Genomic DNA, 24728 nt, shown 5'->3' on the forward strand with positions numbered 1-24728 from the left:
CGTGCCCGCCCCCGTTACCGCCCGCATCGCGCAAGGAGTCGCGTCGATCCCGGCGGCGCAGTGGGACGCCTGTGCAGGCACCGGCAATCCGTTCGTCAGCCACGCCTTCCTGTCCGCGCTCGAAGCCTCCGGCTCGGCCACGGCGGAAACCGGGTGGCAGCCGCTGCCGATCGTGATCGACGGCGCCGATGGCGCGCCCGCCGCGATCGCGCCGGCCTATGGCAAGAGCCACAGCCAGGGCGAATATGTGTTCGACCATGGCTGGGCCGATGCGTGGGAGCGCGCTGGCGGGCGCTATTACCCCAAGCTCCAGATCGCCGCGCCCTTCACCCCGGTGCCGGGTCCCCGCCTGCTGCTGCGCGACGGCGCGCTCGGCCCGGCGCTGATCGCGGGGATCGAGGCGGTCGCCGACCAGAACCGGCTCTCCTCCGCGCACGTCACCTTCATCGATGACGCACAGCTGCCGCTGTTCGAGCGGGCTGGCTGGCTGATCCGCGCGGGCACGCAATTCCACTGGCACAATCATGGCTATGCCAGCTTCGACGACTTCCTCGCCGCCTTGTCCTCGCGCAAGCGCAAGGCGATCCGCCGCGAACGTGAGCGCGCGGTCGAAGGCCTGACGATCCGCCATCTGACCGGCGCGGAGATCACCGAAGCGCATTGGGACGCCTTCTGGGCCTTCTATCAGGACACCGGCAGCCGCAAATGGGGCCACCCCTACCTCACCCGTGCGTTCTTCTCGATGATCGGTGAAAGCATGGGCGACCAAGTGCTGCTCATGCTGGCGGAACGCGACGGCCGGCCGATCGCCGGCGCGCTCAACCTGATCGGCGCCGACGCGCTCTATGGCCGCTATTGGGGCTGCGTCGAGGACGTCCCCTTCCTCCATTTCGAACTCTGCTATTATCAGGCGATCGAGGCTGCCATCGCGCGCGGGCTGTCGCGCGTCGAAGCCGGGGCACAGGGCGAACACAAGCTCGCGCGCGGCTATGTCCCGGTGACGACATGGTCGGCGCATTACCTGCCCGACCCCAATTTCCGCCGTGCGGTGGCTGAATATCTCGAACGCGAAAAGGGCGCGGTGGCGCACGAGCAGGACTATCTCGGCGAACTCACGCCGTTCAAACGCGGGTAGCTAAGCCTTTTTCTGCGCCGCTTCCCACGCTTCCATCTGCTTTTCCTTGTCGCGCTTGAGGAAGTCGCGAATCTTCTCGATCTGCTCGTGATACGGCCCCAGATCGCCCGGATTGAGCTGCACCGCCGGCACGTCATGATCGATCTTGAACAGCGCGCTGCCGGTCGTGGGGTCGCGCCACACCGGGATCAGGCCGCGTTCGAGCCGCTTGTCATAGGGCGGCGGGCTGATCACCCATAGATAGTCATAGGCATGGCGCGGGAAGCGCGCGAGGCTGACCGCCACCGGCCGCCACCATTCGCGCGGGCATTTGGTGTCGGTGACGATCTGCGACGGGTCATGGCTGAACCCGCGCGCCTGCTTGTAGCGCACCGTCAGCAACTGCCCGCCCGCCATCGACCATTGATCGTTGGTATAGGCGAAGCGCCTTACCATCGCGAGGCCCGGGACGTGCTGGAGGCGCGTCATCGTCCATTCGTTGTAGCAGGTCTCGCCGACGAAGCTCAGCAGCTTGGCGCCGACCGGGACGTGGTTCAACGCCTTCAACTCGCGGTCATAGGACTTGTCGTAGAGCGCATAGCTCCACGTCGTCGCGCCGATGCGCACCAGGAAGAAGACCAGGCCAGCCACCGCCAGCGCCCGCTCGCCCCGGATCGACAGGCCGGGCTTCGGCCTGAGGCCAATCAGCGCGATCGCGATCATGTAGGGCGCGAGCCGCATATCGGCATAGGCCGATCCGAACACCACGCGCGGCAGCAGCAGGAACACCGCGATCAGGAAGAACGCCGACAGCCCCAGATGCCGCGAATATTGGATATTCGGATCGCGCACGCCCTTGAGCAGGATCAGATAGACCACGCCCATGCAGGCGATGTCGAACAGCTGCCAGCGGTCACGCATGACCATGAGCACCCACCAGATCTTGGCGCGCCAGTTGAACCAGTCGCCGGTCGTCCCGCCGACATGCCCGCCGCTGCGCCACGCCAGCATCAGCAGCGCAGGCGGCAGCAGCACGAGGCAGTGCACCCCCGCCACGATCCACGGCACCACCCAGCGCTCGACGAAATTGGCGTGCCACGGCCCGGTGCGCGGGCCGCGCTTGTCGTGCTGGCGGATCAGCTCGGCGGCGAAGCACAGCACCCCGAGCATGCCCCAGCCAAAGGTGTGGGTGACCCAGATGACGAGGCCGATCGGCACGAACACGAGTGCGCGAAGACCCGTCTTGCCGAGCCGCGCCATGCGCAGCCACAAGGCGAAGGCGTTGAGCGCGAGCGCCATCGACAGGCCGAAATTCACGAAGCCGAAGTGGAAGGCGTAATTGTAGGCGAGCGGCAACGCGAACAGCGCAGTTGCCGGGATGCGTCCATGCACCTCGCGCGCGATCCACAGCAGGCCGGTGACGGTCAGCACGGGGATCGCGATCACCAGCAGCTTCACCGCCAGCTCGAGCCCGAAGATCGGCTCCAACGGAATGATCAGCAGGTCGAGCCCGAGATTGCCGATCAGGCTCCACTCGAACTTGTACCATTCGTTGAGCCACGGCACTTCGTGATGCGACAGCTGCACGCGGAACCGCGCCATATGCCCGGGCAGGTCGACCAGCGGCGGCACGTCGGGCCACAGCAACGGCACCGCCGCCATGAGCGCCGCGAACAGCACGAACCAGCGCGTCTGCCACCAGCGCGGCGATTCCGAATGTGCGCTGAGGCCCCCTTGCATCGCGCGCTTCTATTCGAGGGGGCGTGACTCCCGCAAGCGCGGCTTATGGTTGATTTCGAGCAGCATGCTCGATCCGTCGCGCCAGATCATCGTCATGCCCGACAGCTGACCGGGCGCGAACGGATGCGGACGAACGAGCCACAGATGCGTGAACGGCGCACGCGGGAAGGCGGCGAGCGCGGTTTTTTGCGGCAGCAGATTGGGGTCGTTGGGGCATGGCGCCGGGAGCACCACCTGCGACGGGTCCTGCGCGAAGAAGCCAGCCCCGTCGAGTTTCACGGTCAACAGCGGCGCCCCCGCCAGCAGCCACTGGTCGTTGGCGAACGCTGCCCGCCGCGCGATGGCGAGGCCGGGCAGATGCGAGATACGGCGGTGCGCCCAGGGCTGCTCGCAGGTGTCGCCAGTCAGCGCCAGCACGCGAGCCCCACGCGGAACATGATCGAGCGCGGCCAGCTCGCGCGTCCAGTCGCGGTCGTAGATCGCCAGGCTGGCGGTATTGGCGGCGATGCGGAGAAGAAAGAAGGCGAGTCCCGCCAGCGCGATCCGCTGGACGTTCGCGCTCGCGACCGGCGCGATCCCCGCCAGCGCCACCAGCATCGCATAAGGCAGCAGCCGCATATCGGCATAGGCCGACCCCATCAGCGTGAACGGCAGCAACAGGAAGGCGATGCTCGCGAGCGCCGCTGCCGCCGCCGCACGCGGTTCGATCCGTCCGATCCGTCCACGTGCGGCGGCATAGATCAGGATCAGCAGCAGCGCGACCGACGCCACGTCGAGCAGGAACCAGCGGTCGCGCAGCACGATCGACACGCCCTCGAGCTTGGTCATCAGGTCGAACCAGCGCTCGGTGATCCCCCCGCTCCCCCCGCTGCGCCAGACGAACAGCAGCAACGCCGGCGGCGCCAGCGGCAGGCTGGCAATGCCCGCCCGCAGCGCCGCCGGGATCAGCCTGTCACCCCTTGAGCGCCGCACGGCCCACTCACCGCCGAACACGAACAGGCACAGCATCGCCCAGCCGACGATATGCGCGGTCCACACCACCAGCCCGATCGCGACGAACAGCGCGAACCGCAGACGCGACGGCCCCAGCCGCAGCCACAAGGCCCAGCCGGGCAGCATCAGCGCCATCGCCAGCGCATAATTCACGAAGCCGAAATGCAACGGGTAGTTGTAGGCGAGCGGCAAGGCGAACAGCGCCCAGGGGCTCACGCGGCCATGCAACTCGCGGCTGAGCCACAGCGCCCCGCCCACGGTCAGCACCGGAATGGCGATCACCACCGCCTTCACCGCCGTTTCCAGCCCAAGCCACGGCCCGAGCGCCGCGACGAGCAGGTCCACGCCGAGATTGCCCACCGGACGCCAGCGAAACTCGAACCACTGGCCCAGCACCGCCGCCTCGTCGCCGAGCATCACGCGATAGCGCCCGATATGCCCGGGCAGGTCGATCAGCGGCGGCACCGCCGGCCACAGCAACGGCACGGCGGCCAGCAACATCGCCACCAGCGCAAACCAGCGCGTCTGCCACCAGCGCATCAGCGCGACCGCTCGATGCGGTACAGCCCGCTCGTCCCGTCGCGCCATAACGGTGTCATGCCGGCGAGCAGCCTGGGATCATATGCCGGCGGATCGACCAGCCAGAGATGGTCGAACGTCCCGCGCGGGATCGTCTTCAGCGCAACGTCCACCGGCTTCAGCTGCGATTCGATCTCGCACGGGCCGGACAGCACCATTTGCGAAGGGTCGGTGGCGAACGCGCCCATGTCCTTCGCGGTCACGCTCAGCAGCGCCGACCCGCTCAGCGGCCACTGGTCGTTGGCGAACGCCGCGCGCCGCGCCAGCGCGATGCCCGGCAGATGCACCAGCCGGCTGCGCCCCCATGGCTTGAGACACTGTTCCCCCACCAACGTCACCAGCCGCGCCCCGCGCGGAACGTGATCGAGCGCCGCCAGCTCGCGCGTCCAGCTGCGGTCATATTGCCAGAAGCTGATCGCCGTCCCCGCCGTCCGCGCGGCGAAGAAGAGCAGCCCCGCCAGCGCTAGCCGCTGCTGCCAGCGCGCGCTCATCGCCTCGCCCGGCCGCATAGCGATCAGCGCGAACAACAGCACCAGCGGCGCCAGCCGCATGTCGGCGAAGGTCGAGTCGAACAGAATGTAGGGCAGCGCCAGATAGGCCAGCGCGAACAGCGCCGCGACGCCGGTCAGCATCCCCGACCGTGCAATCCGCCGGTCACGAAAGCCGAGATAGACCAGCGCCCACAGCAGCAGCACGCTGGCGAGGTCCCACGCCATCCAGCGGTCGCGCAGGATCGTCGCCAGCCATTGCAGCTTGTGCTGAAGAAATTCGCCCGTCATCCCGCCGCCGCTGTCCACGCGCCACAGCACCAGCAGCAGCAGCGGCACCGCCAGCGGCAGGCAGCCGATCGCGGCCCGCACAGCCCCGCCGACCAACCCGCGCCCCGTCTCCCGCTGCCGCGCCAGCTCCGCCCCGAACGCCATCAGCCCCAGCGCACCCCAGCCCATCACATGCGCCAGCCACACGATGCAGGCGAGCGGCACGAACAGCGCCGCGCGCAACTTCGTTTGCCCCGCCAGCCGCAACCACAGCGCGAAGGCGTTGAACGCCAGGGCCACCGCCAGCGCATAATTCACGAACCCGAATTGCAGCGGAAAGCTGTACGCCAGCGGCAGCGCGAACCACGCGAACGGCGTGATCCGCCCATGCACCTCGCGCGTGACCCACAAGATGCCGGATGCCATCAGCGCGGCCGTCGCAATCACGGCGGCCTTGACCGCCGGCTCCAGCCCGACCAGCGGCGCCAGCGCATACACCAGCAGGTCGACGCCCAGATTACCGACCAGCCGCCACTCGAAGCGATACCATTGCGCCAGCACATCGGCATCGGTGCCCAGCATCACGCGATAGCGCCCGATATGCCCGGGCAGGTCGGTCAGCGGCGGGATCGCCGGCCACAGCAGCGGCACAATCGACAGCAGCACCGCCAACCCCACCGCCCCGCGCCGCTGCCACCAGTGAACGTCACGGTTCACGGGCGCGGCACCAGGATTATGACACCGTCAGGCCCCGCGACCGGTTTCGTCCAGCCGGGCGTCCGGCCTTGCCTGGCCAGCGCCACGATCGATCCCGGCGCCGCGACACCCGCGAGGTCGAGATCGTCAACCCAGCCCGGACAATAGGCGATGGCGCGCAGTTTCCACCACTGCGCCTCGGCCGCCGCGGTCTCGGGCTTGCCGAGGAACAGCCGGTAATGCGCCAGATTCGCCGCGCCGTTGCGGTGATAGGGCGCCGCCAGCACCGCCTGCCCCGGCGTTTCGAGCACATAGGCGCCCATGTCGAGCGGCACCGCGATCATCCCCGGCCCCAGCACGGCGATGCGCTGGAGATTGGCCGGGGTCAGGCATGGTGCGCGAGGCTGCTCGGCGGGCCGCGAAACCGGGAGCGCGCCCGCGGCCAGCGGATAGAGGATACCGGCCGAACCGGCCCATGCGGCCACCGTTGCAAGCGGCCGCCCGCGCGCTCGAACCCGCACGATCATCGCCGCGAGCACGGGCACGGCCAGCGCCGCGCCGAATGGCGCCAGCCGAAGCTGGATGCCGCTCAGCACCACCGCACCGAGCAGCAGCGCGAGCCAGCTCAGCAAGCCGGCGTCGCTTCGGTTGCGCGCCACCTGCACCACCACTGCCGCCAGCCCGGCGAGCATCAGCCCGGCATAGCCGATCACCACCGCGACCGGCGTCCCGAACAGCGGCTGCGCCTCGGCCACGTGATCGAGCCACAATGTGCGCAGCAGCGGCGGCACCGCGCCATAAGGCCCGGCAAGACAGGCGGGTGCGAGAAATGGAACCGCGGCGATCAGCATGGCCCCGGCCAGAGCCAGCGCGCCGACCCGGCGCACCCTCGTGTCCAGCCCTGGCACGACGCCAACCATGGCGAGCAGCACGCCGGCAAGAATCGCCATCCAAGCCACCGGCGGCGTGAACGCATCGCACAAGGCGGACGGCCAGATCCGCGGCGCGAGCAGCAACGCGGCCAGCGCCATACCGCCGCTCAGGCCCATGCCGGTGGCCGCCAGCATCGCGGCACGGTCCTTACCCTCTACCACCCAGCGCAGCGCGATCGCCGCCAGCACCAGCGCGCATAGCGGCGCACTTTCGAGGCCGATGGCAATGCTGGCGGCGATGGCCACCCCCGCAACTGCACCCGCCCGCGCCGAGGGCGCCGCGAGCATCGCTCGTCCCCCCGCAAGCAACAGCAGCAGCTGCAATCCATGATGGTCGATTCGGCCGGGCGTGAAGAACCCCGTGGCGGGATAAGCGAGCGCGCCGAGCAGCAGCGCGATCAGGCCCGCCCCTGCCCCGCCCGACAACCGCCGCGCCAGGCTCGCCAGCAACGCCAGTGTCGCCGCGAACAGCACCGCCGGCCATAGGATCACCGCAACCAGCTCGGCGCCATGCCGTCCGGCGAGCGGCTCCAGCAGCACGATCAGCGCCGCCGGCACCAGATCGGGCAGCCGCGACCAGTGCATCGCCAGCCCTCCGCCCAGCTGATACTGGCTCAAATCCGAAAACGCCTGTCCGCCGATCCAGTCGCGAATCTGCATGAGCCGCATCATGTCGTCGGGGTCGGGCAGGATCAGCGCCGAGAGCCGCGCCCAGTCGGCGATCGTCCAGGCGAGCGTCAGCAGCGCCGCGACCGCCATGGCAATCGCGGCGTCACGCCACCGTCCGGAGAGCGCAGCCGTCATGCGACCGCGCTAGCCGATCATGGTTAATTTTCTACAGGCAGCAATTGCAGCCCGCCGAGCAGCACTTCGAGATGCGCGCGGCCGAGCCGGCTCCACACATTGTAGGTGCAATGCTGACGGTGAATGCGGACATAAGCGAGCGAGTTTTCGCCGCGCCCCTCGGGATTGTCCGCCCGATACGGCCGTGCGCCCTCGAGCCCGAACCCGGCGAAGGACGGCCGCTCGAGCTGGTCCAGTTCCATGAAATAGGGCCATTGCCGCGCCAGCCGCCGCGTCTGGGCGTAGGGCGGGCCGCGGTCGGCGGAGAGCAGCCCCGGCCCCGCCACGCCATAGGCGCTGCGCGTCCCCGGCACGTCGAACGCCACGGCCCAGCCGCCGCTGAACGTCGCCGGACGCGGCGTGCCGCCTCCGCCGCCCTCATCGGTGAACGCGACCGGCGCGCAGCCCGCGCGGTTCTCCGCCTTGGCCCATTGCCGCCGGATCAGGTCCGCCGCGATGAAGCGCGGCGCGGCGGGCGACGGTGTCGCGATCGGCGAGGGCGCAGGCGTCGGCCGAGCTGCCACTGCGACCGGCGATGTGGATGGGCTGGCGGACGGCTGGGGTCCGGTCGATGGCTGGGAGCCGCATGCCGCAAGCATGACGGCCGGGCTCAGAAACAGGATACGCATGCCGTGACGACGCGCCGCGCCGCCGCGAGTTCCGTTTCGCTCAGTCCTCGCGCCGCCCCAGCAGCCGCAACCGCAGCGCGTTCAGCTTGATGAAGCCCGCCGCGTCACGCTGGTCATACGCGCCCTGATCGTCCTCGAACGTCACGACCTTCTCGCTGTACAGCGAATAGGGCGACTTGCGCCCGACCACGCTGGCGCTGCCCTTGTAGAGCTTGAGCCGCACGGTGCCGGCGACCTTCTGCTGCGAATGGTCGATCGCCGCCTGCATCATCTCGCGCTCGGGCGCGAACCAGAAGCCGTTATAGACCATCTCGGCATAGCGCGGCGCCCATTCGTCCTTGAGATGCGCGGCGCCGCGGTCGAGCGTGATCGATTCGATCCCGCGATGCGCGAGGTGATAGATGGTCCCGCCCGGCGTCTCGTACATGCCGCGCGACTTCATGCCGACGAAGCGGTTCTCGACCAGATCGAGCCGCCCGATGCCATGCTTGCGGCCAAGCTCGTTGAGCGCCGCCAGCAGCGTCGCGGGCGACATCGCCTCGCCATTGAGCGCGATGCCGTCGCCCTTCTCGAAATCGACCGTGATATATTCGGGCGTGTCGGGCGCGTCCTCCGGGTTCACCGTGCGCGAATAGACATAGTCGGGGGTCTCATCCCACGGATCCTCGAGCACCTTGCCCTCGGACGAGGTGTGCAGCAGGTTCGCGTCGGTCGAGAAGGGCGACTCGCCGCGCTTGTCCTTGGTCACCTGGATCTGGTGCTGCTCGGCGAATTCGATCAGCTTGGTGCGGCTGGTCAGGTCCCATTCGCGCCACGGCGCGATGACCTTGATGTCCGGGTTGAGCGCATAGGCCGAGAGCTCGAAGCGCACCTGATCGTTGCCCTTGCCGGTCGCGCCATGGCTGACTGCATCGGCGTTCACTTCCTTGGCGATTTCGATCAGCCGCTTGGAGATCAGCGGCCGCGCGATCGACGTGCCGAGCAGGTACAGCCCCTCGTACAGCGCATTGGCGCGCATCATCGGAAAGACGAAGTCGCGGACGAACTCTTCCTTGAGGTCGTCGATGAAGATGTGCTCGGGCTTGACGCCTGCGTTGAGCGCCTTCTGGCGCGCGGGCTCGAGCTCCTCGCCCTGGCCAAGGTCGGCGGTGAAGGTCACCACCTCGCACTGATATTCCTGCTGAAGCCATTTCAGGATCACGCTGGTGTCGAGGCCGCCCGAATAGGCGAGGACAACCCGGTTGATCTTGTCGGACATCGCTTCAGCTCCAGAGGAAAAGTCGCGTGGCCTCTAGGGCCGCGGGGGCGGTTCCGCAACACTGGCGAACAGCCGCGGCAGATGCGCGCCCAGCGTCACCGCGCGATAGAAATAGCTCGCGAGCAGCGCCAGCCACACCCCCGCTGCCCCCAGCGGCCGCAACAGCAAGTCGGTGCCGACATAGAGCAACGTCGCCAGGATCGCCGCGTTGCGCAGCGCCCGTCCCTGCGTCGCCCCGATGAACACGCCGTCGAGCAGCCATGCCGGCACGCCCACGGTCGCGGCCAGCGCGGCGAGCGGCAGCACTTCGCGCGCCGCCGCACGCACCGCATCGTTGGTGGTGAGCAGGTCGATCAGATGACCGCCCAGCGCGACCGACACGATCGTCGCGAGCAACCCGAACCCCAGCGAGAACTCCCCCGTCAGCCGCATCGCCCGCTTCAGGTCCGCCCGCGAGCCCGACCCCACCGCAATCCCCACGCGCGACTCGGCGGTGAAGGCGAAACCGTCGAGCACGAAGGCGAAGATGCCGACCAGCTGCATCAGCACATGGTTGGCGGCGAGCTGCACCGTCCCCAGCCGCGCGCCGGCATTGGCCAGCCACAGGAATAGCGCCAGCAGCGCCACGGTGCGGATCATGATGTCGGCATTGACCGCGAACAGCCGTTTCCACGCCGCCGCCTCGAAGAAGCCGGCGCGCTGTCCCGCCAACGCCCCCGGCCCGGCGATCCGCAGCACCGCGAACACGCCCAGCCCCAGCGCCACCCACTCGGCCAGCGCCGTGCCCAGCCCGACGCCGCGCGCCCCCATGCCGAAATGCCACACGAACAGCAGGTCGAACGCGACGTTGACGGCGTTCATCGCGACTTGCAGCCACAGCGTGTCGCGCGTCCGCCCCAGCCCATAGAGCCAGCCATTGATCGCATAGAAGCCGAGCGCCGCCGGTGCGCCCAGAAACCGAGCACTCACAAACTCGCGCGCCGCCGCGTCCAAACTGCCCCCGCCGGCCAGCGCGGCGAGCGCGACCGGCACGATCAGCAGCTGCAGCGCCACCAGCGCCGCCCCGATCGCCAGCCCCGCCACGACGCCCCGCGCGAGCAATGCATTGACCTCCGGCCGGTCGCCGCGGCCATGCGCCTGCGCGGTCAGCCCGGTCATCCCCATGCGCAGGAAGCCGAAGGCCCAGAAGATGAAGTTGATGATCGCGACGCCCAGCGCCACCCCGGCCAGCGCCGCCGCGTCGCCGGTCCAGCCGATCACCGCGGTGTCGACCAGCCCGACCAGCGGCACCGTCGTCTGGCCGAGCATGATCGGCCAGGCCTGCGCGAAGATCGACCGGCGGGTCAGAAGCAGAGGTTGCGCGGGCGGTTGCATGGCGCCTCCTTGCGCATATGCTCGGCCGAAATCCAGCGGAGCGCGCCGATGGCCGAGATCAAGACCAAACCGACGCAAGTCACGCCAGCCAGCTTCCTCGATTCGGTCGAAAGCCCCGCGCGGCGCGAGGACGGCAAGGTCGTCTGCGCGCTGCTCCAGACGATCACCGGCGAGGAACCGCGCATGTGGGGGCCGTCGATCATCGGCTTCGGCAGCTATCACTACAAATATGACAGCGGCCATGAAGGGACGATGTGCCGGCTCGGCTTCTCGCCGCGCAAGGCGCAGCTGGTGCTCTATGTGCTGACCGGCGCGGACGGGGAGGCGGAGCGGCTCGCCCGGCTCGGCAAGCACAAGATCGGCAAGTCGTGCCTCTACATCAACAAGCTCGCCGATGTGGACATGGCCGTGCTCGAGGAAATCGCCCGCCACGCGCTGGACGACATGAACGCCAGATATCCCTCCGCCTGACCGCGCGATCGGCACGCCCTGTCCACGCCCGCCATTGCTCCGGAGCGCGCGTTGGTAGATAGGGGATTATGACAGACGTAAGACAGGCGCCGCCGGCGGCGCTGGCGCGTATCCAGCAAAATTGGCTGGCAGTGGGCGAACGGCAGATCCTCAACTGGCTTTGCGCGCGCATGCCGGCATCGGTGACGCCCGACAAGCTGACCATAATCGGCATGGTCGGCGCGGTCATGATCTTCGCCGGCTATGTCGCCAGCAACCTCTCGCCCGAATGGCTGCTGCTCGCGATTGTCGGCTATGGCGTCCAGTGGTTCGGCGACTCGCTCGACGGCAGCCTTGCGCGGTTCCGCCGGATCGAGCGGCCATCCTATGGCTATTTCATCGATCACAGCTGCGACGGCCTCGCCAATCTGCTGATCGTCGCGGGCATGGGGTTGAGCCCGTTCGTGACGATGGACATCGCGATGATCGCACTGGCCGGCTATCTGCTAATGTCCATTCACGCCTTCCTCTCGGCGCGCGTCGTGGGCGAGCTGCGCCTGTCCTATCTCGCGGCGGGACCAACCGAGCTCAGGCTGGTGCTGATCGGCATGACGGTGATGATGATGGTGCTGGGGTCCGGGCGCGGCCTGTTCGGCAGCTGGTCCGGCTTCGACATTCTGGTCGGCGCGATCGGCGGGACGCTGATCCTGCTGTTTGTCGGCCAGACGCTGATCACCGGGCGCAAGCTGGCGGCGGCGGAAGCACGGCCCCCGTTCAACGGCTAGTCATCCGCACCCGGCCATAGTCCCGCGATGATCATCACACTCCTGTTCGCGGCTCAGGCCGCCGGCGTCGCTCCCGGCCCGCTGCCCAAGGCCGAGGCCGACCGCCGCGTCGCCGAACGCTTCGCCGATCTCGACCTCAACGAGGATGGCGTGATCGAGCGCGACGAGGCACGCGCGCGCTTCGATTTCGACGCCAGCACCGACGCCACCTTCACCGCCGCGCAAAAGGCGAAGAAGGCGACCGATCCGCGCGCGCCGATCGCCTCGCGCCTCCCCGCGCACGCCCGCGCCGATGCGTGGTTCTCCGGGGCGGACAAGGACAAGGACGGCAAGGTCACCCGCGCCGAACTGAGCGCCGTGATGGGCGCCGATATCGAGCAGCTACCCCCGCAATAGCGCGGGGATGGCGCTAGATCCCGCCATACCATTCATAGCCCGACACATCCTCCCACAGCCCGCCCTTGCCGCCATGGATGCCGTCGAGCGCGGCCACCGCCTCGATCCGCATGACATATTTGGCGTGCTTGTAGCCGAGCTGCCGCTCGACCCGCAGCCGCAGCGGCGCACCGTGCGCCACCGGCAGCGTGCGGTTGTTCATCGCCCAGGCGAGGATCGTCTGCGGGTGAAAGGCGTCGATCAGGTCGATCGATTCATAATAGGGCCGCCCGAGCAACGTGTCGGCGCAGTGGAAGACGAGATAGCGCGCCGCATCGCGTAATCCCGCAAGGTCGAGCAGCGTCCACAGTTGCGGCCCATGCCATTTGCCGATCGCGCTCCACCCCTCGACGCAATCGTGCCGGGTGATCTGCACGCGCTGCGGCATCGCCCGGATGTCCGCCAGCGACAGACTGAGCGGCCGCTGCACCAGCCCGTCGACACGCAGCCGCCAGTCGGCGAAATTGCCCGCCATCAGCGCGCGATAGGCTTCGCCGCCCGGCCTGCTGGTGCCGTTCGAGCGAAAGCGCGGCGACATTTCGGCGTCCGAATATTCGCGGGCGAGCGCGTTGCGGTCGGTCAGCACGCGCTGGAGGCTGCGGTTGACCGCCTCGGCCTTGAACAGGATGTCGCGGCCCGGCTGGCTCTTGCCGATCGCGTCGCACCCGGCGAGCAGCCCCCCGGCCCCGGTTACCAGCAAAGTGCGGCGCGTGATCAGCGTCATCGCGGCACCCGCCACTTGCCGGTGATCATCGACCGCACCTCGTTGACCGGCCCCGCGAGAATCACCAGCGCGAGATGCACGATGATGAACCCGGCCAGCAGCATCGCCACGATGAAGTGAATCGACCGCGCGCTCTGCCGCCCCCCGAACACATCGAGCAGCCACGGCCACGCCGCATTCATCCCCGGCGACATCGCCAGCCCCGTGAAAATCGCCAGCGGCAGCGCCACGAAGATCACGCCCGCATAGCTCATCTTCTGGAAGATGTTGTAGGCGCGCGGGTTCGCCGGATCATGGAATTCCAGCCGCGCATGCGCCTTCGCGTCGGCGATCAGATGCGCCGCCTTCAGTTCCCGCGCCCGAATCCGCAGGTCGCTCTGGAAATGCCCGCTGATCAGGCTGACGATCATGTACGCCAGCAGCGCGAACGCCAGCACCAGCGCGAAGAACAAATGCCAGCGCCGCGCCAGCGCGAGGTTGTAGGTCGAGGGTATCGTCAGCCAGCCCGGCACCCGCGCGCTGTCGAACAGCCAGATCAGCTTGAACCATGGACGATCGAAATTCGCGCCATATTCGCCCCAATAGAGCTGGCCATGCGCGTTGAGGATCATCAGGCCGCTGCCGAGCAGCACGATCACGCTGACCGCCGTGATCCAGTGCCAGATGCGCGTGGTCAGCGCATGGCGGTGGATCGCCCGGGGCGACGGCGGAGCATTCACCTTATCCATAGGCGCGCAGGAAGAAGATGATCGTCGTTCCGCCGGTGACAAGCAAGGTCCAAAGCCGCACCTGCCGGGCCGACATGCGCTTGCCGATCCACGCCCCCGCCCAGCCGCCGAGCACCGACCCGGTCAGCATCGCGAGGCACGCGACCCACGCCACCAGTGCAAAGGCGATGAAGATGATCGTCGCGGCGACATTGGCGGTGAACAGCATCAGCGTGCGGATCGCGAACAGCTCGCGCGGCTGGATATTGGCGAGCAGGCCATAGACCGCGGTGGTGATCAGCCCCACGCCGCCGCCGAAATAGCCGCCATAAATGCCGAGCAGGGACTGCGCGGCGACCAGCGCCGGCCGTCCGATCGTGACGCGCGAATGCAGCCAGTCGGCGGCACTGCGGCCGAACAGCATCACCACGAAAGCGAACAGCAGCAGCCACGGAATCATCGCGTCGAAAGTGTCGGTCGGGGTCAGCACCAGCAGCAGGCTGCCCGCCAGCCCGGCGACGAAGGTGATTCCGGCCAGCAGCGCCACCGACATCCCCGCCACCGGCCCTAGCTCGCGGCGGAACTCCCATGCGCTCGCCGCTGCCGCCGGCATCAGCGCGACGTTGGACGTGGCGTTGGCGATATTGGCGGGCAGGCCGAGCGCGATCAGCGCGGGCAGCGTCGCGAAGGAACCGCCGCCCGCCAGCCCGTTCATCGCGCCGCCGACGAACCCGGCGGCGGCGGCGAACGCCAGTTCGAGCGGCGTCACCTCATTCCGCCGCCGCGAGATGCCATTCGGGCGCGGACTCGCGCTCGCGCAGCCGCGCTTCCTCCTCATACATATAGTCGCGCGTCATCGGGATCGCGTCGCGGCGCTTGACGAACTGCACCTGCCAGTTGACCAGCCCGCCATAGCGGAACGCCGCCTCCGCCCCCGCGAGGTAGAATTGCCACATGCGGAAGAAGCGCCGGTCGTACATCGCGACGATCTCGTCCTCCGCGGCGTTGGTGCGCTTGTACCATTCGTGCAGCGTGTGCGCGTAGTGATAGCGCATCGCCTCGACATCGGTGACGATCAGGCGGTGGCGCTGGCTCTCGCTCACCAGTTCCGATAGCGCGGGGATATAGCCGCCGGGGAAGATGTATTTGCGCGTCCAGGCATCAGTCGTCCCCGGCCCGCCGGCGCGGCCGCAGCAGTGCGACACCATGATCCCGTCGGGCTTCAGCAGCCGCCGGACATGCGCGAAGAAACCCGGATAATGCGGTGTGCCGAGATGCTCGATGAGGCCCACATTGACGATCCGGTCGAACTCGCCGGTCAGGTCGCGATAGTCCATCAGCTCGAACTTGACGCGGTCGGCCACGCCCTCGGCCTCGGCGCGTTCCTTGCAGAAGGCGATCTGGTCGGGCGCCAGCGCGATCCCGACGACATCGACGTCGTACATGCGGTGCAGATACAGCGCGAGCCCGCCCCAGCCGCAGCCGATGTCGAGCACCTTCATGCCGGGTTTGAGATATAATTTGGCCGCGAGATGCGCCTTCTTGTCGAGCTGCGCCTGTTCCAGGCTGTTCGACGTGTCGCGGTAATAGGCCATGGTATATTGCCGGTCGGCGTCGAGGAACAGCTCGTACAGCCGCCGGGTGAGGTTGTAGGTATGCTCGGCATTGCGGCGCGAGCGCGCCTTCCAGTTGATCTGGTCGATCTGCCCCATGATCGTGTCGAGCGCCTTGCGCCAGGGACCCTTGGGCTGGAAATGCCCCGGCACCTCGAACGGCCCGTTCATGTGCGCGAGCAGGATCAGTTCGCGCACGTCGCCCTGCTCGACGACCATCCGCCCGTCCATATAGGCTTCGCCCAGCCCCAGCCGCGGGTCCTTGACGATGTCCGCGCCGACCTTGGCGTCGGTGAATCGGATCGTCACCGGCCCATGGCGCGAATCGGGCGCGCCATAGCTGTGTCGGGTGCCGTCATGATCGACGACGGTAAGCTCGCCCTGTTTGACGAGCTGGCGGAGCATCTTGTCCAGCAGCCACATAGGCTGGAACCATAAGGGCGCAGTATTTCAACGCAATGGCGTGATTTCAGCCCAATGCAGCCTGTTTCTCTTCAGCCAGTCGGTCCAGTTCCGCGCGCGACTTCTTTTCCGACGCCGTCTTGAGCTGGCCGCATGCCGCATCGATGTCGCGCCCACGCGGGGTGCGCGCCGGGGCCGAGATGCCCGCGCCGAACACGATCTCCTGGAACGCGCGAATCCGCTCGGGCGTCGAACATTCATAAGGCGCGCCCGGCCAGGGGTTGAACGGGATCAGATTGACCTTGGCCGGCAGCTTGTACTTCTTGATCAGCCGGACCAGCTCGCGCGCGTCGGCGTCGCTGTCGTTCTTGTCGCGCAGCATCACATATTCGAAGGTGATCCGCCGCGCATTGTTCGCACCGGGATAGTCGGCGCACGCCTGCAACAGCTCCTCGATCCCGAACTTGCGGTTCAAGGGCACGATCTCGTCGCGCACTTCCTTGGTCACCGCGTGCAGCGAGACCGCGAGGTTGACCCCGATCTCCTCGCCCGCACGCGCCATCATCGGCACCACGCCGCTGGTCGACAGCGTGATGCGGCGCTTGCTCAGCGCCAGCCCGTCGCCGTCCATCACGATCTTCAGCGCATCGCGGACATTCTCGAAATTATAGAGCGGCTCGCCCATCCCCATCATCACGATGTTGGTCAGCATCCGGCCCTCGGGCTGGCTCGGCCATTCGCCCAGCGCGTCGCGCGCCAGCATGACCTGTCCGACGATCTCGCCCGGCTCGAGGTTGCGCACCAGCCGCATCGTGCCGGTGTGGCAGAAGCGGCAGTTGAGCGTGCAGCCGACCTGGCTCGATACGCACAGGGTCCCCCGATCGGCGTCGGGGATGAACACCATCTCGTAATCCTGGCCGTCGTCCGATCGCAGCAGCCATTTGCGCGTCCCGTCGGTCGACACCTGCGCCTCGATCACCTGCGGGCGCGAGATGGTGAAGCGCTGCTCCAGCCAGGGCTGCATCGACTTGGAGATGTCGGTCATCAGCGAAAAGTCGGTGACGCCGCGATTGTAGATCCAGTGCCACAGCTGCTTGGCGCGCAACTTGGCCTGTTTCGGCTCCAGCTGCGCCGTCTCCAGCGCCATGCGCAGGTCGGCCTTGGACAGGCCGAGCAAGTCGATTCGCCCGTCGGCGCGCGGCTTGAATGCGCGCGGGACGGGCACGGGATCGATGTGCCCGGGGATGGGCATGAGCGGGGCCGAAGCTGTCTGCATGGCGCGCATATAGGCGAAATCGCGGGCCTTTTCCACTCCCCGGCCCGTCCCGCCCCCGCCACGGCATGTCGCTGCGTGGTTGCGGGCGCGGCACCCGGCTGGAAGCCTTGGCGCGGGGGCACCTGTTTTTCGTGTTCTGGAGTATGAGAATGATCAAGTTTCGCAACGTTCTGGCCATTGGCGCCGCGCTGATCGCCGCGCCCGCGCTGGCACAGGACGCCCCGGCACCTGCCGCAAAGCCAGCCGCGCCGGCTGCCGCTGCCGCGATCACCGACGCCGAGGTCAAGAGCTTCGCCAAGGCCGCGATCGCGGTCGACAAGGTCAATAAGGACGCAGGCGTTCCCGCCGCTGACAAGGGCAAGAAGCTCGCCGAGGTGGTGACCACCGCCGGGCTTAAGCCCGAGCGCTTCAACGAGATCGCCAATGCGTCGGGTGCCGACACGGCCCTGCAAAAGCGCATTCAGGACGCGATCGTCGCGGAACAGGGCACAGCCCCCGCGCCGGCCAAATAAGTATCCCCCGGGGCTGCATTCGCGTCAGCGGGTGCAGCCCCAACCCTTCATCAGCGCCGGGCACACCCCATCGCGGCGGCATCGATCGCCGTGGCCGCGCCCTTGAGCGCATAGACATCGGCGAACGCCCCGCCACCCCGCGCCAGCGATTCGACGCTCATGCTGCGGCTCGACCGCATCGCCGTGACGATCGCAAGATCGGTGCGCGCATCGGGCGCCCAGGCGTCGCTCGCCCCCGCGATCAGTTCGAAGCGCCGTTCGCCGACCGACAGCGTCACCTTCGCCCGCGGATCGCGTGCGCGGCTCAGGCGAATATACAGCTGGTTGCGCGCGCCCGATCGCGGCCAGTTGGCGACGCTGGCGAACGCTGCGCGCCCGCCCTGCACCGGCTGCCCGATCGCGAAGCAGCGCGCCGGCGCGGCATCGCGGAACGCCCCCCAGCTGTCGAACACGCCGAGCGATTCGCGGCCCTGCCCCTGAAGCATGGCGAGCAGCATCAGCGTCGCGATCATGCCGGCGCGCGTCCCGTGCCGATATGCGCCACCGATTCGGCACCACGCTCGACCTTCACCACCGATCCCTGCGGCAGGCCCGGCGCGATCGGCGCGGCGAACTCGGCATGCGCGTCCTGCCCGGTCATCACCCCGCGCAGCACGCGGCTGGAGATGCCGTGCATGATCACCAGCCGGTCGCCCGGATCGTCATCGGTGTCGGCCAGCCATGCCGACACGCGCGCGGCGATCTGCGGGTAGATCTCGCCCTCCGGCGCAGGCCGCAACAACCCGCCGGCCGCGATCACCTCGCCGAATTCGGGCACCAGCTCGGCATAATAACGTCCGCCCCAGATCCCCATGCCGATCTCGGCCAGCCGCACATCGTGCCTCGCGTCATGCCAGTCGAGTTCCAGATGCTCGGCGATCACCGCCAGCGTCTGCAACGCCCGCCCGGTGTTCGACGCCCATAGCGTCAGCTTCGGCTTCACACCCAGCAGCGCGCGCAGCGCCCGCCCCATCTCGTCCGCCTGCGCGAATCCGGCGCGCGTCAGCGGCGTGTGCGGATGCTCGCCCTGCAGCCGGCCGGCGGCGTTGAACACGGTCTCGCCATGCCGCGCGATGAAGTCCCGTCCCTTGCGCATCACGCCGCTGTCCCATTGCGGGCAGCAACAAGGCAAGTGCTTTCGTTCGCCACAAAGCCGCCACGGTGTGTTGCCCGAATACAACGGGCCGCCGCGTTTATCCGGGGTTCATGCAACCCCGCGCCAGCCCACCTATTTGAACCCTGCCCCAGCGTATCGGGGCGTGATTACAGGAGTTTTGTATGCGTAAACTGGTTCTTGCCGCGCTCGCCGCGAGCGCGTTCGCGGCCCCCGCCTTCGCGCAGGACGACAGCTTCACCGGCCTCCGCGCCGAGGGTGTGGTCGGCTATGACCGGGTCGGCGACGGCACCGGGCAGGACGCCGGCACCAGCGACGGCGTCAGCTATGGCGGCGCGATCGGCTATGACGTGCAGGCCGGCGGTGCGGTGTTCGGCGTCGAGGGCGAACTCACCGGATCGACCACCGACACGCGCGCCGACAGCCTGCTCGCCGCGGGCGACCGGCTGACCGTCGATATGGGCCGCGACCTCTATGTCGGCGGACGCATCGGCGGCGTGGTCGGCTCGGGCACGTTGCTCTACGCCAAGGGCGGCTACACCAACGCCCGCGTCGATACCGAATACCGCACCGCGACCACCACGACTCGCGTGGGCGAGAATATGGACGGCTTCCGCGTCGGCGCCGGCATCGAGAAGAAGCTCGGCGGCAACATGTATGTGAAGGGCGAGTATCGCTATTCCAACTATGGCGATCTCGGCGGTTACGACATCGATGTCGACCGGCATCAGGTCGCCGCGGGCATCGGCATCCGCTTCTGATAGCCGATTCTTCCACAACTATATTTCATGAGGGGCCGGGGCGCTTGCTCCGGCCCTTTTTCACGTTAAGGATATCTCGAACTTCGGGCGGCTAACCCATGGCCGTCAGAGCAGGGCGTCCGCCCCGGGGGTTTGGAATACACATGAAAGCGACGATCGAACGCGCAACTTTGCTCCGCGGTCTCAGCCACGTCCAATCGGTGGTCGAGCGGCGCAATACCATTCCGATCCTGTCCAACGTGCTGATCGAGGCCTCGCTGGAGGGTTCGATTCGCCTGATGGCCACGGACCTCGACCTGCAGATCGACGAGACCGTGCCCGCCGCGGTCGACCAGGCCGGCGCCACCACCGTGTCGGCGCACACGCTGTTCGACATCGCGCGCAAGCTGCCCGAGGGGTCGCAGGTCGAGCTGACCGCGGCCGAGGGCAAGATCAAGATCAACGCCGGCCGCGCCAAGTTCGAGCTCGGCACGCTCCCGCGCGACGATTTCCCGGTGATCGCCGAGGGTGAGCTGCCGACGGTATTCGAACTGCCCGCCGAAACGCTCAAGCAGATCATCGACAAGACCCGCTTCGCGATCTCGACCGAAGAGACGCGCTATTATCTCAACGGCATCTTCCTGCATGTCGCCGACGATGTGCTCAAGGCCGCGGCCACCGACGGCCACCGCCTTGCCCGCGTCACCGTCGCGCGCCCCGATGGCGCCGAGGCGATGCCCGACGTGATCGTGCCGCGCAAATGCGTCGCCGAGCTGCGCAAGCTGCTCGACGAGGTCGACGGCTCGGTCGGCGTGTCGCTGTCGGGCTCGAAGATTCGCTTCGACCTCGGCGCCGCGATTCTCACCTCGAAGCTGATCGACGGCACCTTCCCCGATTATTCGCGCGTCATCCCGCAGGGCAATGACAAGATCCTCAAGATCGATCCGCGCAGCTTCATGCAGGGCGTCGACCGCGTCTCGACGATCGCCACCGAAAAGACCCGCGCGGTCAAGATGGCGCTCGACCGCGACCGCATCACGCTGTCGGTCAGCAGCCCCGACAACGGCACCGCCGCCGAGGAAGTCCCCGGCGAATATGCCGCGCAGCCGTTCGAGATCGGCTTCAACTCGCGCTATCTGATGGACATTCTGGGTCAGGTCGAAGGCGATCTGGTCGAGGTGCATCTGGCCGACGCCGCCGCCCCGACGCTGATTCGCGAGAACGACAAGTCGCCCGCGCTTTACGTCCTGATGCCGATGCGGGTGTGATCGCTCCCTTGATTTGAACGCGACAAGCACTTATTGACATCTCTGTCAGTAAAGGCGGCAGAATATGGCGACGCGAGCGCAACCAGTCGAACAGGCCCCAATCAACTGGGTTCAGCCGCAACCCCGCGACTGGGGCACGGCGCTCCGTGCACTGATCCGCTTGTTGCGCGATGCGGACGACACCGCCCAGGTGTTCCGCATCATGCGCGCGCTGAACGGCGACATCGCCGGACGCAACTACCGCAAGCTGCTGACGGTGCCGGAGGGCGGACGGCTTGCCTATCAACGGGTCGAGCTGGCGCAGCGTTTCTCGGATCGCGCGTGGATCGATTCGCTCCCGGCTGGCACGGTCGCCGCCGCCTATCGAGAGTTTCTCGACCGGACGGGCTATTCCGCCCAAGGTCTGGTCGATCTCAGCACCGCCGAAGGAATCGCCCAGTCGGTCGAGCATCCGCACGCCTGGTTCGGCCGGCGCGAGCGCGACATCCACGACATCTGGCACATCCTCACCGGCTATCAGGCCGACGAACCGCTCGGCGAAGCGTGCCTGGTCGGCTTCTCCTATGCGCAGACCGGCGGTCTTGGCTGGGCGTTCATCGGCGCCGGCGCCGCGCTCAAGAGCCTGCGCATCACCGGCAAGCGCACCTTCCTGCGCGCGGTGATCGAGGGTTATCGCCGCGGCAAGCGCGCCGCCTGGCTGTCGGCCGAGGATTATGAGGCGCTGATGACCGAGCCGCTCGACGCCGCACGCCGCCGCCTGAACATCGCGGAGCCGGTGATCTACCGCCAGGCGCAGCGCGAGCTTGCCGACGCGGGGCTGGCGGGCATCTGACGCAATGGTGGCGGCGAGCATGGCGCGCCGCTACAGCCGGACGAATGGCCCTCACCCGCCTCGTCCTGACCGATTTCCGTAACCACGCCGACGCCGTGCTGACGCCCGGCAGCGGCTTCGTCGTGCTGACCGGCGACAATGGCGCGGGCAAGACCAACGTGCTCGAAGCCGTTTCGCTGCTCGCCCCCGGCCGCGGTCTGCGCCGCGCGCCGCTGTCGGAAATGGCGCGGCAGGGCGGCAAGGGCGGGTTCGGGGTGGCGACCACATTGGCTGAAGGCGCCGAGATCGGCACCGGCACCCAACCCGCCGCGCCCGAACGCCGCATCGTCCGCATCAACGGCGCCGCCGCGGCGGCCACGACCCTCGCGGAATGGCTCACCATATTGTGGCTGACCCCGGCAATGGACCGGCTGTTCGTCGAGCCGGCGAGCGAGCGCCGCCGCTTCCTCGACCGGCTGACCCTCGCGCTCGCCCCGGGCCACGCCCACCACACTGCGCGCTACGAAGCCGCGATGCGCGAGCGTAATCGCCTGCTCGCCGGCGACGAACCCGCCGACCCCGACTGGCTCACCGCGCTCGAGGCGCGCATGGCCGAGCATGGCGCGGCGATCGACACCGCTCGCCGCACCGCGGTCGAAGCGCTGGCCGACCGCCTCGCCGGCCAGCCCGAAGGCGCCTTCGCCCGCGCCGGCCTCCATCTCGACGGCGCGCCCGCCGCCGACCTCGCGGCGCAGCTCCGCGCCGGCCGCACGCGCGACGCCGCCGCCGGCCGCACGCTCGCCGGCCCGCACCGCGACGATCTCCACGTCACTCATCTCGGCAAGGACCAGCCCGCGCATCTCTGTTCGACCGGCGAGCAGAAGGCGCTGCTGCTCGGCATCGTCCTCGCCCATGCCGAACTCGTCGCCGACCGCACCGGCCGCGCGCCGATCCTGCTGCTCGACGAGGTCGCCGCGCACCTCGACCCCAGCCGCCGCGTCGCCCTCTTCGATCGCCTCGCCGGGCGCGGCCAGGTGTGGATGACCGGCACCGAGGCCGCCCTGTTCGCGGGGTTGGGCCAAGCCACGCGCTACGCCGTTCGCGACGGCGCGGTGGTTCCAGCCTGAACGCCGCCTGTCGTTTCGCGCCAGCACAGGTTCAAGCGCCGCCTCCTATCGCGGGTCCCAGGTCGGGGGACACACGGAGGATGACATGAAGAAGCTATTGCTCACCGCCACGCTCGGGATCGCGATGATCGCGCCCGCATCGGCACAGGATTGGGACTGGAGCGGCGGTCGCCCCGGCTCTCGCGACTATCGCCTCGCGGGCGCCGGCGTGCGCCTGCTGCACCCGCAGCTCAGCCGCACCAATCGCGGCCGCGCCTTCGTCATGCGCAATTTCGACCGCAACCGCGACGGGCTCGTCAGTCCGCGCGAGGCGGATGCGGCCAACCGCGCGTTCGAGCGTTTCGCCGGGCCGCGCCGCGACCGCTTCGACTGGGAGTCTCGCGACAGCGGCTGGCAGCGGCCAGGCCCGCGGGCCGGCGGCTGGGACCGCGGCGCGATGCGCGCTTATGGCTTCCGCCAGACCGAGCGCGGCGCGACGATGCGGATGGAGGACTCGGTCCTGTTCGCGACCGACAGTGCGGTGCTTCGTCCCGGCGCTTCGGCAAAGCTCGAGACGCTCGCCGCCTATCTGCGCGACAATCCCGGCGTTCGCGTCGCGATCGAGGGCCATACCGATTCGCGCGGCACCGATGCGCATAACGACGCGCTTTCGCTGCGCCGCGCCGATGCGGTGCGCGCCGCGTTCGACGAGATGGGCGTGACCCGCGCCCGCTTCACCGTGCGCGGCCTCGGCGAGAGCCAGCCGATCGCGAGCAACGACACGCCGCAGGGCATGCGCCAGAATCGCCGCGTCGAAGTCACGCTGCTGGGCCGCCGCGCCAGCGAGTTCTGACAACGCTGAAGAAGCGGGCCGCGTCCATGGCGCGGCCCGCTTTTCCTCGATAATCGCTGCCGAAATGCTTCAGATCTCGGCGATATCGTCGCGACATCTTCAGATCATGGACAACATCTTCGATTAACTTGATAATCATTCGAAGATAACGCCCCATTCGATCATTCTCCGGAACATCCGGCTGGCCCAATTCGTTTTGACGTCAGCTTCCCAAGGTTCAGGAGAGTATCATGCGTATCTTTACCAAACTTCCGCTGGGCGTCGCCGCCGCCGCGTTGATCGCCACTTCATCCCCGGTGTTCGCGCAGGGCAAGGCCGATCGCGCCCGCGCCGCCGTCGCCGAGGCGCGCGCCCGCGTCGATACCGCTGCCCAGCTTGCGCCGGAAGGCGAAGTCTCGCGCTATCAGGTCGAGGCCAAGGCGGCGCTGCGCTCCGCCGAGGAAAACCTCGCCCGGATGAGCAAGGATCAGGCGATCGCTACGGCCAACGAAGCCTCGCGCCTCGCTGACCTCGCCATCGCCGCCTCGCAGCGCGCCCAGGCGCGGGCGACTGACCGGGCCGCCGCGCGCGCCGATGTCGAGGCTTCGCGCCGCGCCGACGCCGAGAGCGCGGCCGCCAGCGCCCAGGCCGATGCCGCAGCGGCCAACGCCCGCGCCGAGGCCGCCGCGGACTCGGCCCGCGCGGCGCAGGCCGAAGCCGCCGCCGCGCGTGCAGCGCAGGCCGCGCCGGTGACCGTCACCACCGAAACCGTCAAGACCACCGCCGCGACCGCGCCGCGCACGGTTACGCGAACCGCCGCGCGCAAGCCGGTGGCCAAGCGCAAGGTCGTGCGCACCGTCAAGCGCTCGACACCGGTCCGCGCCGCCGCCGTGACGGAGCGCACCAAGACCACCGTCACCACCCAGCGCTGACCCGAAAATGGAGGGCCGGGGCTTGTCGTCCGGCCCTCCATTTTGCTTCCGTTTCGTGACGCCCGA

Annotated in this window: 26 protein-coding genes; 11 read left to right on the forward strand and 15 right to left on the reverse strand. The window is 68.3% G+C overall.

Annotated elements, in window-relative coordinates; all coding sequences use genetic code 11:
• The first annotated feature begins 1 nt into the window (after window position 1).
• Window positions 2-1135, forward strand: a complete 1134-nt coding sequence (locus M9978_RS04495; protein WP_254291706.1) for a GNAT family N-acetyltransferase — start codon at window positions 2-4, stop codon at window positions 1133-1135.
• Here the strand turns inward: M9978_RS04495 and M9978_RS04500 are convergent, their stop codons facing one another.
• From M9978_RS04500 to M9978_RS04530, 7 genes are all read right to left on the reverse strand, one after another.
• A complete protein-coding gene (locus M9978_RS04500; RefSeq protein WP_254291707.1) occupies window positions 1136-2854 on the reverse strand; it encodes a hypothetical protein in 1719 nt (572 codons plus the stop codon). It abuts the gene before it with no gap.
• Window positions 2855-2863: 9 nt separating this feature from the next.
• On the reverse strand, window positions 2864-4435 hold the full coding sequence (locus M9978_RS04505) for a hypothetical protein (RefSeq protein ID WP_254291709.1): 1572 nt from the start codon (window positions 4433-4435) through the stop codon (window positions 2864-2866).
• Window positions 4387-5901, reverse strand: coding sequence for a hypothetical protein (locus M9978_RS04510; RefSeq protein ID WP_254291711.1), 1515 nt, complete (start codon window positions 5899-5901; stop codon window positions 4387-4389). The genes M9978_RS04505 and M9978_RS04510 overlap by 49 nt, the downstream gene beginning before the upstream one ends.
• On the reverse strand, window positions 5898-7616 hold the full coding sequence (locus M9978_RS04515; RefSeq protein WP_254291713.1) for a hypothetical protein: 1719 nt from the start codon (window positions 7614-7616) through the stop codon (window positions 5898-5900). Before M9978_RS04515 ends, M9978_RS04510 begins: the two co-directional genes overlap by 4 nt.
• A gap of 23 nt (window positions 7617-7639) precedes the next feature.
• Entirely contained in the window at window positions 7640-8179 is a 540-nt protein-coding gene (locus M9978_RS04520) for a hypothetical protein (RefSeq protein ID WP_254291715.1), read from the reverse strand.
• Between the two features lie 145 nt (window positions 8180-8324).
• Window positions 8325-9542 (reverse strand): argininosuccinate synthase, encoded by a 1218-nt coding sequence (locus M9978_RS04525; protein ID WP_254291717.1) that lies wholly within the window; start codon window positions 9540-9542, stop codon window positions 8325-8327.
• Between the two features lie 33 nt (window positions 9543-9575).
• Window positions 9576-10916: an MATE family efflux transporter gene (locus tag M9978_RS04530; protein WP_254291719.1), complete on the reverse strand. Its 1341-nt coding sequence runs from the start codon at window positions 10914-10916 to the stop codon at window positions 9576-9578.
• A gap of 48 nt (window positions 10917-10964) precedes the next feature.
• Here M9978_RS04530 and M9978_RS04535 point away from each other — a divergent pair, with 48 nt between their 5' ends.
• From M9978_RS04535 to M9978_RS04545, 3 genes are all read left to right on the forward strand, one after another.
• The gene (locus M9978_RS04535) at window positions 10965-11387 is read left to right on the forward strand and encodes a DUF1801 domain-containing protein (RefSeq protein ID WP_254291721.1); all 423 of its coding nucleotides are present in this window, start codon (window positions 10965-10967) and stop codon (window positions 11385-11387) included.
• A gap of 68 nt (window positions 11388-11455) precedes the next feature.
• Window positions 11456-12151 carry a CDP-alcohol phosphatidyltransferase family protein gene (locus M9978_RS04540; RefSeq protein WP_254291723.1) on the forward strand — a complete coding sequence of 232 codons (696 nt, stop codon included), beginning with the start codon at window positions 11456-11458 and terminating at the stop codon, window positions 12149-12151.
• A 27-nt stretch (window positions 12152-12178) separates the two neighbouring features.
• On the forward strand, window positions 12179-12547 hold the full coding sequence (locus tag M9978_RS04545) for an EF-hand domain-containing protein (protein ID WP_254291725.1): 369 nt from the start codon (window positions 12179-12181) through the stop codon (window positions 12545-12547).
• 13 nt (window positions 12548-12560) lie between these two features.
• On the opposite strand, the gene M9978_RS04550 is transcribed toward M9978_RS04545, so the two are convergent.
• From M9978_RS04550 to rlmN, 5 genes are read right to left on the reverse strand one after another with little or no spacing between them, the layout of a single operon-like run.
• Window positions 12561-13310 (reverse strand): molybdopterin-dependent oxidoreductase, encoded by a 750-nt coding sequence (locus tag M9978_RS04550; protein ID WP_254291727.1) that lies wholly within the window; start codon window positions 13308-13310, stop codon window positions 12561-12563.
• Window positions 13307-14038, reverse strand: a complete 732-nt coding sequence (locus M9978_RS04555) for a cytochrome b/b6 domain-containing protein (RefSeq protein WP_254291730.1) — start codon at window positions 14036-14038, stop codon at window positions 13307-13309. The genes M9978_RS04550 and M9978_RS04555 overlap by 4 nt, the downstream gene beginning before the upstream one ends.
• The gene (locus M9978_RS04560; protein ID WP_254291732.1) at window positions 14031-14786 is read right to left on the reverse strand and encodes a sulfite exporter TauE/SafE family protein; all 756 of its coding nucleotides are present in this window, start codon (window positions 14784-14786) and stop codon (window positions 14031-14033) included. The genes M9978_RS04555 and M9978_RS04560 overlap by 8 nt, the downstream gene beginning before the upstream one ends.
• A gap of 1 nt (window position 14787) precedes the next feature.
• Window positions 14788-16053 (reverse strand): SAM-dependent methyltransferase, encoded by a 1266-nt coding sequence (locus M9978_RS04565; RefSeq protein WP_254291733.1) that lies wholly within the window; start codon window positions 16051-16053, stop codon window positions 14788-14790.
• A gap of 46 nt (window positions 16054-16099) precedes the next feature.
• The gene (gene rlmN, locus M9978_RS04570) at window positions 16100-17308 is read right to left on the reverse strand and encodes a dual-specificity RNA methyltransferase RlmN (protein WP_254291735.1); all 1209 of its coding nucleotides are present in this window, start codon (window positions 17306-17308) and stop codon (window positions 16100-16102) included.
• A gap of 65 nt (window positions 17309-17373) precedes the next feature.
• Here rlmN and M9978_RS04575 point away from each other — a divergent pair, with 65 nt between their 5' ends.
• Window positions 17374-17820, forward strand: coding sequence for a DUF4168 domain-containing protein (locus M9978_RS04575; RefSeq protein WP_254291737.1), 447 nt, complete (start codon window positions 17374-17376; stop codon window positions 17818-17820).
• A gap of 50 nt (window positions 17821-17870) precedes the next feature.
• Here the strand turns inward: M9978_RS04575 and M9978_RS04580 are convergent, their stop codons facing one another.
• Window positions 17871-18332 (reverse strand): hypothetical protein, encoded by a 462-nt coding sequence (locus M9978_RS04580; RefSeq protein ID WP_254291738.1) that lies wholly within the window; start codon window positions 18330-18332, stop codon window positions 17871-17873.
• Entirely contained in the window at window positions 18329-18955 is a 627-nt protein-coding gene (locus M9978_RS04585) for a histidine phosphatase family protein (protein WP_254291740.1), read from the reverse strand. Before M9978_RS04585 ends, M9978_RS04580 begins: the two co-directional genes overlap by 4 nt.
• A gap of 182 nt (window positions 18956-19137) precedes the next feature.
• Here M9978_RS04585 and M9978_RS04590 point away from each other — a divergent pair, with 182 nt between their 5' ends.
• The 5 genes from M9978_RS04590 (at window position 19138) to M9978_RS04610 (ending at window position 23751) form a co-directional block, all read left to right on the forward strand.
• A complete protein-coding gene (locus M9978_RS04590) occupies window positions 19138-19734 on the forward strand; it encodes an outer membrane protein (protein WP_254291742.1) in 597 nt (198 codons plus the stop codon).
• A gap of 143 nt (window positions 19735-19877) precedes the next feature.
• Window positions 19878-20981, forward strand: a complete 1104-nt coding sequence (gene dnaN, locus M9978_RS04595; protein ID WP_254291744.1) for a DNA polymerase III subunit beta — start codon at window positions 19878-19880, stop codon at window positions 20979-20981.
• Window positions 20982-21045: 64 nt separating this feature from the next.
• Window positions 21046-21813 carry a Coq4 family protein gene (locus tag M9978_RS04600; protein WP_254291746.1) on the forward strand — a complete coding sequence of 256 codons (768 nt, stop codon included), beginning with the start codon at window positions 21046-21048 and terminating at the stop codon, window positions 21811-21813.
• A gap of 44 nt (window positions 21814-21857) precedes the next feature.
• On the forward strand, window positions 21858-22919 hold the full coding sequence (gene recF / locus M9978_RS04605; protein WP_254291748.1) for a DNA replication/repair protein RecF: 1062 nt from the start codon (window positions 21858-21860) through the stop codon (window positions 22917-22919).
• A gap of 85 nt (window positions 22920-23004) precedes the next feature.
• Complete coding sequence (locus M9978_RS04610) at window positions 23005-23751, forward strand: OmpA family protein (RefSeq protein WP_254291750.1); 747 nt, start codon at window positions 23005-23007, stop codon at window positions 23749-23751.
• On the opposite strand, the gene M9978_RS04615 is transcribed toward M9978_RS04610, so the two are convergent.
• The gene (locus M9978_RS04615; RefSeq protein WP_254291751.1) at window positions 23717-23908 is read right to left on the reverse strand and encodes a hypothetical protein; all 192 of its coding nucleotides are present in this window, start codon (window positions 23906-23908) and stop codon (window positions 23717-23719) included. The genes M9978_RS04610 and M9978_RS04615 overlap by 35 nt on opposite strands.
• A gap of 73 nt (window positions 23909-23981) precedes the next feature.
• Here M9978_RS04615 and M9978_RS04620 point away from each other — a divergent pair, with 73 nt between their 5' ends.
• The gene (locus M9978_RS04620; protein WP_254291753.1) at window positions 23982-24662 is read left to right on the forward strand and encodes a hypothetical protein; all 681 of its coding nucleotides are present in this window, start codon (window positions 23982-23984) and stop codon (window positions 24660-24662) included.
• The last annotated feature ends 66 nt before the right edge of the window (window positions 24663-24728 follow it).

It is taken from the genome of Sphingomonas tagetis, assembly GCF_024211275.1.
GTDB lineage: Bacteria > Pseudomonadota > Alphaproteobacteria > Sphingomonadales > Sphingomonadaceae > Sphingomonas > Sphingomonas tagetis.

Bases quoted from the DNA above. Each gene is read 5' to 3' on its own strand.
- M9978_RS04505 (WP_254291709.1), bottom strand. From the start codon at position 4,435: ATGGCGCGACGGGACGAGCGGGCTGTACCGCATCGAGCGGTCGCGCTG.
- M9978_RS04575 (WP_254291737.1), top strand. From the start codon at position 17,374: ATGTCGCTGCGTGGTTGCGGGCGCGGCACCCGGCTGGAAGCCTTGGCG.
- M9978_RS04550 (WP_254291727.1), bottom strand. From the start codon at position 13,310: ATGACGCTGATCACGCGCCGCACTTTGCTGGTAACCGGGGCCGGGGGG.
- M9978_RS04535 (WP_254291721.1), top strand. From the start codon at position 10,965: ATGGCCGAGATCAAGACCAAACCGACGCAAGTCACGCCAGCCAGCTTC.
- recF (WP_254291748.1), top strand. From the start codon at position 21,858: ATGGCCCTCACCCGCCTCGTCCTGACCGATTTCCGTAACCACGCCGAC.
- M9978_RS04515 (WP_254291713.1), bottom strand. From the start codon at position 7,616: ATGACGGCTGCGCTCTCCGGACGGTGGCGTGACGCCGCGATTGCCATG.
- M9978_RS04580 (WP_254291738.1), bottom strand. From the start codon at position 18,332: ATGATCGCGACGCTGATGCTGCTCGCCATGCTTCAGGGGCAGGGCCGC.
- M9978_RS04615 (WP_254291751.1), bottom strand. From the start codon at position 23,908: ATGGGGCGTTATCTTCGAATGATTATCAAGTTAATCGAAGATGTTGTC.
- M9978_RS04525 (WP_254291717.1), bottom strand. From the start codon at position 9,542: ATGTCCGACAAGATCAACCGGGTTGTCCTCGCCTATTCGGGCGGCCTC.
- M9978_RS04565 (WP_254291733.1), bottom strand. From the start codon at position 16,053: ATGTGGCTGCTGGACAAGATGCTCCGCCAGCTCGTCAAACAGGGCGAG.
- M9978_RS04545 (WP_254291725.1), top strand. From the start codon at position 12,179: ATGATCATCACACTCCTGTTCGCGGCTCAGGCCGCCGGCGTCGCTCCC.
- dnaN (WP_254291744.1), top strand. From the start codon at position 19,878: ATGAAAGCGACGATCGAACGCGCAACTTTGCTCCGCGGTCTCAGCCAC.
- M9978_RS04530 (WP_254291719.1), bottom strand. From the start codon at position 10,916: ATGCAACCGCCCGCGCAACCTCTGCTTCTGACCCGCCGGTCGATCTTC.
- M9978_RS04600 (WP_254291746.1), top strand. From the start codon at position 21,046: ATGGCGACGCGAGCGCAACCAGTCGAACAGGCCCCAATCAACTGGGTT.
- M9978_RS04585 (WP_254291740.1), bottom strand. From the start codon at position 18,955: ATGCGCAAGGGACGGGACTTCATCGCGCGGCATGGCGAGACCGTGTTC.
- M9978_RS04590 (WP_254291742.1), top strand. From the start codon at position 19,138: ATGCGTAAACTGGTTCTTGCCGCGCTCGCCGCGAGCGCGTTCGCGGCC.
- M9978_RS04555 (WP_254291730.1), bottom strand. From the start codon at position 14,038: ATGGATAAGGTGAATGCTCCGCCGTCGCCCCGGGCGATCCACCGCCAT.
- M9978_RS04620 (WP_254291753.1), top strand. From the start codon at position 23,982: ATGCGTATCTTTACCAAACTTCCGCTGGGCGTCGCCGCCGCCGCGTTG.
- M9978_RS04540 (WP_254291723.1), top strand. From the start codon at position 11,456: ATGACAGACGTAAGACAGGCGCCGCCGGCGGCGCTGGCGCGTATCCAG.
- M9978_RS04500 (WP_254291707.1), bottom strand. From the start codon at position 2,854: ATGCAAGGGGGCCTCAGCGCACATTCGGAATCGCCGCGCTGGTGGCAG.
- rlmN (WP_254291735.1), bottom strand. From the start codon at position 17,308: ATGCAGACAGCTTCGGCCCCGCTCATGCCCATCCCCGGGCACATCGAT.
- M9978_RS04610 (WP_254291750.1), top strand. From the start codon at position 23,005: ATGAAGAAGCTATTGCTCACCGCCACGCTCGGGATCGCGATGATCGCG.